Consider the following 7,528-nt stretch of genomic DNA (forward strand, 5'->3'; position numbering starts at 1 on the left):
CGGATGCCCTTGACCTTGTTCGCCGCCATCATGATGCCCTGGCCGGTGCCGCACAGGATGATGCCGAACCGGCAATCGCCGGAGGCGACGAGCCGTGCCGCCGCTTCGCCATGCCTGGGATAGGGTGTGCTCTCCGGCGTCGTCGGTCCGATATCGACCGCGACCCAGCCATGCGCCGCGATATGAGCGGCGATGGCCTGCCGGAGCGGAATGGCGGCGTGGTCGCTGGAGAGGACGATGCGGTTGCTGGCTGTCATGGAGACGGTATAGGCGGCCTCCAGCGAGCGCTTCAAGGGTCTCATGGCCAAGCAGGGTGCGACGCTCAATATCCGCGACAGCAAGCAGACGACCGCGCTGATCCACGCGGAGGCCGATGGCGTGATGGTCGGCCGTGATGGTCGGCCGTGATCGAGTCCGCGATCGTCACCTGCGCGAAGCGGGCATGCGGGCTTCCGCTCTCGGAGACATGACGGCGAGCCGGAACAACCGGCTGCGCCCTTCGTTGATCAACAGGTGCAGCTTCGGAAGTGTTGATCGCTTCCCTTCACGGCGGCTGTCCGGCGACACGCGCGCGAGGCAGATGGCTTTGCGCTCTGCCGCAATCCAGCCGCGATTGGTTCACCCGCCATTCAACCGGGCGGCGCGAACCTGTCCTCAGCTTCGGGAGGAGGAGAGCCCGATAAAAGGAGATTCGATCATGATGTCCCTCAGGAAAACYGCCATCGTTGCGCTGGCTTCCGCGAGCGTGGTCACGGCGGGCTCGGCCGTGCCGGCCTTCGCTGGGCAAGCGCGTCCGGTCGTGGATGCCTCGCGGCTCAACAAGGCAGCGGCGGAATATTCGCAATATCGTTACCGCGGCTATCGCGGTGGCTATCGTGGCTACCGCGGCGGCTGGTATGGCGGCGGCCGTGGCGCAGCCGTGGCCGGCGCCGTTGGCCTCGGAATTCTGGGTGCCGCAGCGATCGCCGCGAACCGCCGCGCCTATGCTGATCCCTACTACTACGACAATGGCTACTATGCCGCGCCGGTCTATGCCGCGCCGGTCTACGGCAGGCGCTATTATGCCCCGGCGTACGACTACCGCGACTACCGCTGAACGCTCGTTTGCCTCTCCCGCGCGCTCGTCCGGGCGCGCGGGGCGTCCCCCCAAATTTCGTTACGACAGCCGCGCTTCTCTGCCGCACATGGGGCGGGACAAGACGCGACGTAGATGACTGCCTGCCGAGGCCGCTGCTGAGGGGCCGGCCTCGGCGTAGGCCAGCGTTTCGACATGGCCACGGGAAGAGCAATCAAGAACCAGAACCTTGGGCACGATGAACTGCTTGCGCGGTTGCCGGGGCTTTTCGTCCTCTTTCAGTAGCTTATCTCTGGGCCAAGGGGGACGATGCCGGTCGGATTGATCGTGCGATGGCTCTCGTAATAGTGGCCTTTGATGTGCTGCATATTCACCGTCCCGGCAACGCCGGGCAGGTGGTAGATGTCACGGGCGTAACGCCAGAGGTTCGGGTAATCGACAATGCGGCGCAGGTTGCACTTGAAGTGTCCGACATAGACCGGATCGAACCGAATGAGCGTGGTGAACAGGCGGATATCTGCCTCGGTCAGGTCGTCTCCGAGCAGATAGCGCCGTGCCTTCAGCCGCTCCTCTAACCAGTCCAGTGTATCGAACAAGGGTCCGATCGCTTCTTCATAGGCCTCCTGGGTTGTCGCGAACCCGGCGCGATAGACACCATTGTTGACGGTGTCATAGACCCGCGCATTGATCGCATCGATCTCCTCGTGCAGGGGCGCGGGATAGTAGGCCCCGGACAATGCGCCGAGATGGTCGAACGCCGTTCCCAACATCCGAATGATCTCGGAAGACTCGTTGTTGACGATGGTGCCGGTCCGCTTGTCCCACAGGATAGGAACCGTGACCCGGCCGGTATAGTGGGGATCGGCAGCGGTGTAGACCTGATGCAGATACTGCGCGTGATTGACCGCGTCGGGAACGACCCCGGGGCCTGCCTGGAACGCCCAGCCGCTTTCGAGCATCAGCCAGTGCACGACCGAGATCGAAACAAGCTCTTCCAATCCCTTCAGGGCGCGCATGATCAGGGTCCGGTGTGCCCAAGGACACGCCAGGCTTACGTAGAGGTGATAGCGATCAGGCTCCGCGGCAAAACCACCAATGCCGCTTGGGCCAGCCGAGGCGTCAGGCGTCACCCAGTTGCGAAATGCGCTGTCCTTCCGGATAAAGCGGCCGCCGGTTGACGATGTGTCGTACCATTGGTCATGCCAGGCACCATCTATCAGCAAACCCATCTCGGAATTCCTTCAAGATTGGCGTGGCAGCAATGCCTGCGGGTTCACCCTTCATTGAAAGGTTCGCCGTTTCGCGCCGCCCATGGAAGTGAGGTTGAGACTATCCATAATCGGCTGGGTTGGCTGTTTTATCTTGGGCGCCTTCCACATCGAATGGATCCTGCGTCCAGCCCTGACGAGGGCGGCGGATTTCGGTCGAAGGCAGCCAAGCCTTTCTGGCTATGGGGCAACAACCCCCCTGGGCAAGGGGACGTGATCGGAGTTCATTCGTACACAGTAGACACCCGCGAGAAACGTCTCTAACATGGGATGTAATACATTAATTATTCTGCAATTTAATTGCAATTCGTAATATCGAATTTTGATTATAGATTAGATTTATAACTTATCTTGCCATCTCTCTGTCGTCCTCCTGTCATTTAATTAGATTCTGAAAAATTACCTTGAAGTAAGTGCCGCGATCGTCTCGTGTTGTCATTCTCTGACTCTAGAACAGAATTGCTCCAATTCTCCAAAGAGTGCCTGCCATGCGTATCCTCGAAATCGTCGACGGACAGCCTTCGGCTCCCCGCGATCAACCGCATGTTTCCCCCGATGCAGGAACAGCGCCGCCACCAGGCATGAGCTCCATCCCCGGCGGCACCTTCCGCATGGGCTCGGACCGGCACTACCCCGAGGAGGCTCCAGCGCATCGCGTCACCGTCGACGGCTTCTGGATGGACCGGACCCCGGTGACCAACCGGCAGTTCAAGGAATTCGTCAGGGCAACGGGACACGTCACCTTTGCCGAAGTAGTGCCCGATCCCAAGGACTATCCCGGCACGCTGCCGCATATGCTCTATGCCGGCTCGCTGGTCTTTGCGCCGCCGACGAGGCCGGTCGACCTGCGCGACTGGAGCCAATGGTGGAACCTCACCAAGGGCGCGAACTGGCGTCGCCCCTACGGCCCCGGGAGCAATATCAACGCCCTCGACAACCATCCGGTCGTTCATGTGACGTTCGCCGATGCGCTCGCCTATGCGCGCTGGGCCGGCAAGGCCCTGCCGAGCGAGGCGGAATGGGAATTCGCAGCGCGGGGCGGGCTCGACGGCGCCGAATATGCCTGGGGGGAGGAGCTCACGCCCGGCAACCGGCATCTGGCGAACACCTGGCAGGGCAACTTCCCGCACGAGAACAGCAACCAGGACGGTTTCCAGCGCACCTCGCCGGTCACCGCCTTTCCGCCCAACGGCTATGGCCTCCACGACATGATCGGCAATGTCTGGGAATGGACTGAGGACTGGTACTCGGCGCGGCACGAGGCCGACGCGGCGAAAGCCTGCTGCATCCCGGTGAACCCGCGGGGCGGGCGGGAGGCGGCAAGCTATGATCCCGGACAACCGGAGATCAGGATTCCACGCAAGGTGATCAAGGGCGGCTCGCACCTATGCGCCCCCAACTATTGCCGCCGCTATCGCCCGGCCGCGCGCCATGCCGAGCCGGTCGACACCTCGACCAGCCATGTCGGTTTTCGATGCGTCTGGAGACCACCGTCCGATCCAAAGCAGCCTGAGGAGTGAGGTCATGCCTGATTGCTTGCAGCTTGATGAAAGAGACTGTTCCACGGCCAGGGCGCTGGAGCGGTTCGGAGCCTGGCGCGAGCGCTACAGCGCGGCGCTGTTCGGAGCGACCGCACTCACATCGCTCGCCTTCAGCGGGATGGCGGCGGCCCAGACGCAACCAGCCCCGGCGCCGGCGACGCAACAGCGACCGAACATCATCATGATCGTGTCGGACGACACCGGCTATGGCGATCTTGGCCCCTATGGCGGCGGCATCGGCCGCGGCATGCCCACCCCCAATATCGACAAGCTGGCGGCGGAGGGAATGACGTTCTTCTCCTTCTACGCGCAGCCAAGCTGCACGCCCGGCCGCGCCGCCATGCAGACGGGCCGCATCCCGAACCGGAGCGGCATGACGACCGTGGCCTTCCAGGGCCAGGGCGGCGGCTTGCCGGCAGCCGAGTGGACGCTGGCCTCGGTGCTCAAGACCGGTGGCTACAAGACCTTTTTCACCGGCAAATGGCACCTGGGAGAGGCCGATTACGCACTGCCCAATGCCCAGGGCTACGACGAGATGAAATATTGCGGCCTCTATCATCTCAACGCCTACACCTACGCAGACCCGACCTGGTTCCCGGATATGTCACCCGAGCTTCGGGCGATGTTCCAGCGGGTGACGAAGGGAGCCCTGTCGGGCAATGCCGGGCAGCCGGCGCGCGAGGAGTTCAAGATCAACGGCCAATATGTCGACACGCCGGTGATCAATGGCGCCGAAGGCGTGGTCGGCATCCCGTTCTTCGACGGCTATGTCGAGAAGGCGGCGCTCGACTATCTCGACCGCAACGCGAATTCGCCCGAGCCGATCTTCATGAGCATCAACTTCATGAAGGTGCACCAGCCCAACATGCCGCATCCCGACTACATCCATAAGTCGATGTCGAAGAGCAAATACGCGGATTCCGTCGTCGAGCTCGACGCGCGGATCGGGCGGATCATGGACAAGGTCCGCAGCTCCGGCCGCGCCAACAACACGCTGGTCTTCTACACCACCGACAATGGCGCCTGGCAGGACGTCTATCCCGATGCCGGCTATACCCCGTTCCGCGGCACCAAGGGCACGGTTCGCGAAGGCGGCAACCGCGTTCCCGCCATCGCCTGGATGCCGGGCAAGATCGCTCCCAACTCCAAGAACCACGAGGTGACTGGCGGTCTCGATCTGATGGCGACATTCGCTTCCGTCGGCGGGGTGCGGTTGCCGACCCAGGATCGCGCCAACCAGCCGATCATCTTCGACAGCTACGACCTGTCGCCGGTGCTGTTCGGGACCGGCCCTTCGCCACGGAACGAGTGGTTCTACTTCACCGAGAACGAGCTCTCTCCGGGCGCGGCACGCATCGGCAACTACAAGGCCGTCTTCAACCTGCGCGGCGACAACGGCGCCCCGACCGGTGGTCTGGCGGTGGACAGCAATCTCGGCTGGAAGGGCGCGGAGAAATATGTCGCCACCGTCCCGCAGGTCTTCGACCTCTGGCAGGATCCCCAGGAGCGCTACGACATCTTCATGAACAACTACACCGAGCGCACCTGGACGATGGTGACCATCTCCGAGGCCATCAACAAGCTGATGAAGACCTATGTGCAGTATCCGCCGCGCAAGCTGCAGAGCGAGAGCTATACCGGGCCGATGACGCTCTCCGACTATCAGAGATTCCAGAGCGTCCGCGACATCCTGTCGAAGGAGGGTATCAGCATCCCGCTGCCGTCGGGCAACTGAACACGGCCCCAGGTCGGCTGGCCGGGCCGGACGAGGCCCGGCCGAAATCGTCGCAGCAACGCTCGATTCAGGGCTCGATAGAGCCGACCCCTTTGATGCGCATGCCCCTCGATGACGATCGTTCCAGCGGGGACAGATGCGACGAGACGAGCGATCCGAGGCGTCCAATGGCTGAGAGTGTCCATGCCCTTGACGGGTCGCAACTGGCCCGGATCGAGCCCGGCGACCGCCTCGTGGTGCTTGCCCGGACGATCCAGGCGGATCCCGGAGCGGAAGCCGAGCTCGAGGACCGCGTCGTCGACTGGGCGCGCTTCGGGGAAACGTGCCTCGGGCAGGCGCTGTATCGGCACCGCTCCGTCTTTCGGAACGCTTCGGAAGCGGCTGTCTGGAGCCATCTCGAACTGAGCTACTTCCAAGACATCGTTCCTGCCGACGCCATTCACGAGCTCGTGGTCAAACAGCAACCGCCGCAGATCCAGGTGCTGCGCGCGGAGATTCTCCTGACCACCCCCGCGGCCTTCGTCCTGCCGCGAAACTGGCAGGGCTCAGCCGATCGGCCCGAGCGGCAGGTGTCGCTAGAATATATCGAGGTGCGCGCTCCCTCTCTCGGCGAATACCGTGAGATCATGCGGAACTATATCGGGCCGGCTGCCGCGAAGCTCGTCCAGGCGAACAGGATCGGGACGTTCCGGACCATGGAGACGGCGGCCGTGCTCTACCGTGACCCGGCGCTGCGAATCGACTGGAACCAGATTCATCTCTGCGAAGTGGAGGCCGACGGCTTCAACGGGTTCGGCCAGGCTTTCGATGCCGCGCTCCGCGAGGTTTCGCCGGATGGCGGCTTTGCGGCCGTCTTCGCCGGCCTCGACCGCATGCGCACGATCCCCCGCTGGACCTTCAACGATCCCGTGGTCGAGGCTGACGCTGCGCTCGGGCGGGTAGGCACGGCGGAACCATGAGCGGAGCCCGGCCCGGAACGTGCGCGTGCGGGCGCCGCCTCGTCCCGCAAACCGCCGGCAAAGGGGGAGCCGTGGACGGTTGACCGTCAACGGCGGACGGAAACGAAGCCGGCGCGGCGGGGAAAAGGCAGGTCATCGACCGCGTCGCACCCGGAACACCTGACGAGGGCGCGTTTCGGGGCGAGCTCTCAGACGTTGTCCAAACGCGCCTTGGCACCAAGGTAACCCCCATGGTGCCGGAGGCCATAGTCCTTTCGCGTAAAGCCACGCCGCTCCATGACGATCAACGCCAGGGCATCGGCGATTGCCGACATGACGGCAATGCTCGCGGTCGGGGTCAGTCCCAAGGAACAGGGTTCCGCGATCTGTCCCATGTCGATGATGATATCGCTCACAAGACGAAGATCGGACTGGGGATGCGAGGTAACGGCGATGACCTTGTGGGGCCCCAGATGCCGGGACAGTTCGACCATCTCGACCACTTCGCGCGTTTTGCCTGACGTGGAGAATGCGAACAGGCAATCCCCTGGGCCGAGACGCCCAGGTCGCCGTGCGCGGCCTCGCCTGGGTGCACAAAGACCGCTGGCGTCCCGGTCGAACAGAGAGCGGCTGCAAAACGATTGGCAGAAAAGCCGGCTTTCCCCATGCCGGTGACGATCACCTTGCCGCGACAGGCTTCTATGGCCTCAATCGCAGCATCGAAAGCCGAATTAACCTCTACGGCCGCGATGGCCGCCGCTTCAGCACGCAATATCTGCTGCGCTCGCTCTTGGACATCGGTCATTTCCACGTCCTGATACCTCCAAAGGTACTTCATGCCCCGTCGCCGAAAGGTCCGCAACGGGGCGATACGGACCCCGCAGGGAATGGGCTCTGCCGGATGAAGGGGCGCCGGCTCTGACCTCATCAGTCATGATCCAGGGAGAGACGCGAGGTGCTGGGGTCCGAGC

The 7,528-nt window shown here is 63.2% G+C and carries 8 protein-coding genes; 5 read left to right on the forward strand and 3 right to left on the reverse strand.

The features are described 5' to 3' along the window. Positions 1–257: RpiB/LacA/LacB family sugar-phosphate isomerase (locus AC1D34_RS30960; RefSeq protein ID WP_476826291.1), on the reverse strand; the 257-nt coding region annotated here is incomplete at its 3' end. 440 nt (positions 258–697) lie between these two features. On the opposite strand from AC1D34_RS30960, the gene AC1D34_RS30965 reads away from it, so the two are divergent. Beyond that, positions 698–1,096, forward strand: coding sequence for a hypothetical protein (locus AC1D34_RS30965; RefSeq protein WP_441493675.1), 399 nt, complete (start codon positions 698–700; stop codon positions 1,094–1,096). Positions 1,097–1,353: 257 nt separating this feature from the next. Here AC1D34_RS30965 and AC1D34_RS30970 read toward each other — a convergent pair whose 3' ends face one another. Continuing rightward, positions 1,354–2,304 (reverse strand): glutathione S-transferase family protein, encoded by a 951-nt coding sequence (locus AC1D34_RS30970; RefSeq protein WP_441493676.1) that lies wholly within the window; start codon positions 2,302–2,304, stop codon positions 1,354–1,356. Positions 2,305–2,924: 620 nt separating this feature from the next. Between AC1D34_RS30970 and AC1D34_RS30975 the strand changes: the two genes are divergently transcribed. The 3 genes from AC1D34_RS30975 to AC1D34_RS30985 all read left to right on the forward strand — a co-directional run bounded on the left by AC1D34_RS30975 (position 2,925) and on the right by AC1D34_RS30985 (position 6,578). Further along, positions 2,925–3,863 (forward strand): formylglycine-generating enzyme family protein, encoded by a 939-nt coding sequence (locus AC1D34_RS30975; RefSeq protein WP_441493702.1) that lies wholly within the window; start codon positions 2,925–2,927, stop codon positions 3,861–3,863. A gap of 139 nt (positions 3,864–4,002) precedes the next feature. Next, positions 4,003–5,619, forward strand: a complete 1,617-nt coding sequence (locus AC1D34_RS30980) for an arylsulfatase (protein WP_441493703.1) — start codon at positions 4,003–4,005, stop codon at positions 5,617–5,619. A 167-nt stretch (positions 5,620–5,786) separates the two neighbouring features. Further along, the gene (locus AC1D34_RS30985) at positions 5,787–6,578 is read left to right on the forward strand and encodes a hypothetical protein (protein WP_441493677.1); all 792 of its coding nucleotides are present in this window, start codon (positions 5,787–5,789) and stop codon (positions 6,576–6,578) included. 188 nt (positions 6,579–6,766) lie between these two features. Here AC1D34_RS30985 and AC1D34_RS30990 read toward each other — a convergent pair whose 3' ends face one another. Further along, a complete protein-coding gene (locus tag AC1D34_RS30990; protein WP_441493678.1) occupies positions 6,767–7,060 on the reverse strand; it encodes a hypothetical protein in 294 nt (97 codons plus the stop codon). 68 nt (positions 7,061–7,128) lie between these two features. On the opposite strand from AC1D34_RS30990, the gene AC1D34_RS30995 reads away from it, so the two are divergent. Continuing rightward, positions 7,129–7,479: a hypothetical protein gene (locus AC1D34_RS30995; protein ID WP_476826290.1), complete on the forward strand. Its 351-nt coding sequence runs from the start codon at positions 7,129–7,131 to the stop codon at positions 7,477–7,479. Positions 7,480–7,528: the final 49 nt, after the last annotated feature.

The organism is Allobosea sp. P1_A7, from assembly GCF_056406775.1.

Bases quoted from the DNA above. Each gene is read 5' to 3' on its own strand.
- AC1D34_RS30970 (WP_441493676.1), bottom strand. From the start codon at position 2,304: ATGGGTTTGCTGATAGATGGTGCCTGGCATGACCAATGGTACGACACA.
- AC1D34_RS30975 (WP_441493702.1), top strand. From the start codon at position 2,925: ATGAGCTCCATCCCCGGCGGCACCTTCCGCATGGGCTCGGACCGGCAC.
- AC1D34_RS30980 (WP_441493703.1), top strand. From the start codon at position 4,003: ATGGCGGCGGCCCAGACGCAACCAGCCCCGGCGCCGGCGACGCAACAG.
- AC1D34_RS30985 (WP_441493677.1), top strand. From the start codon at position 5,787: ATGGCTGAGAGTGTCCATGCCCTTGACGGGTCGCAACTGGCCCGGATC.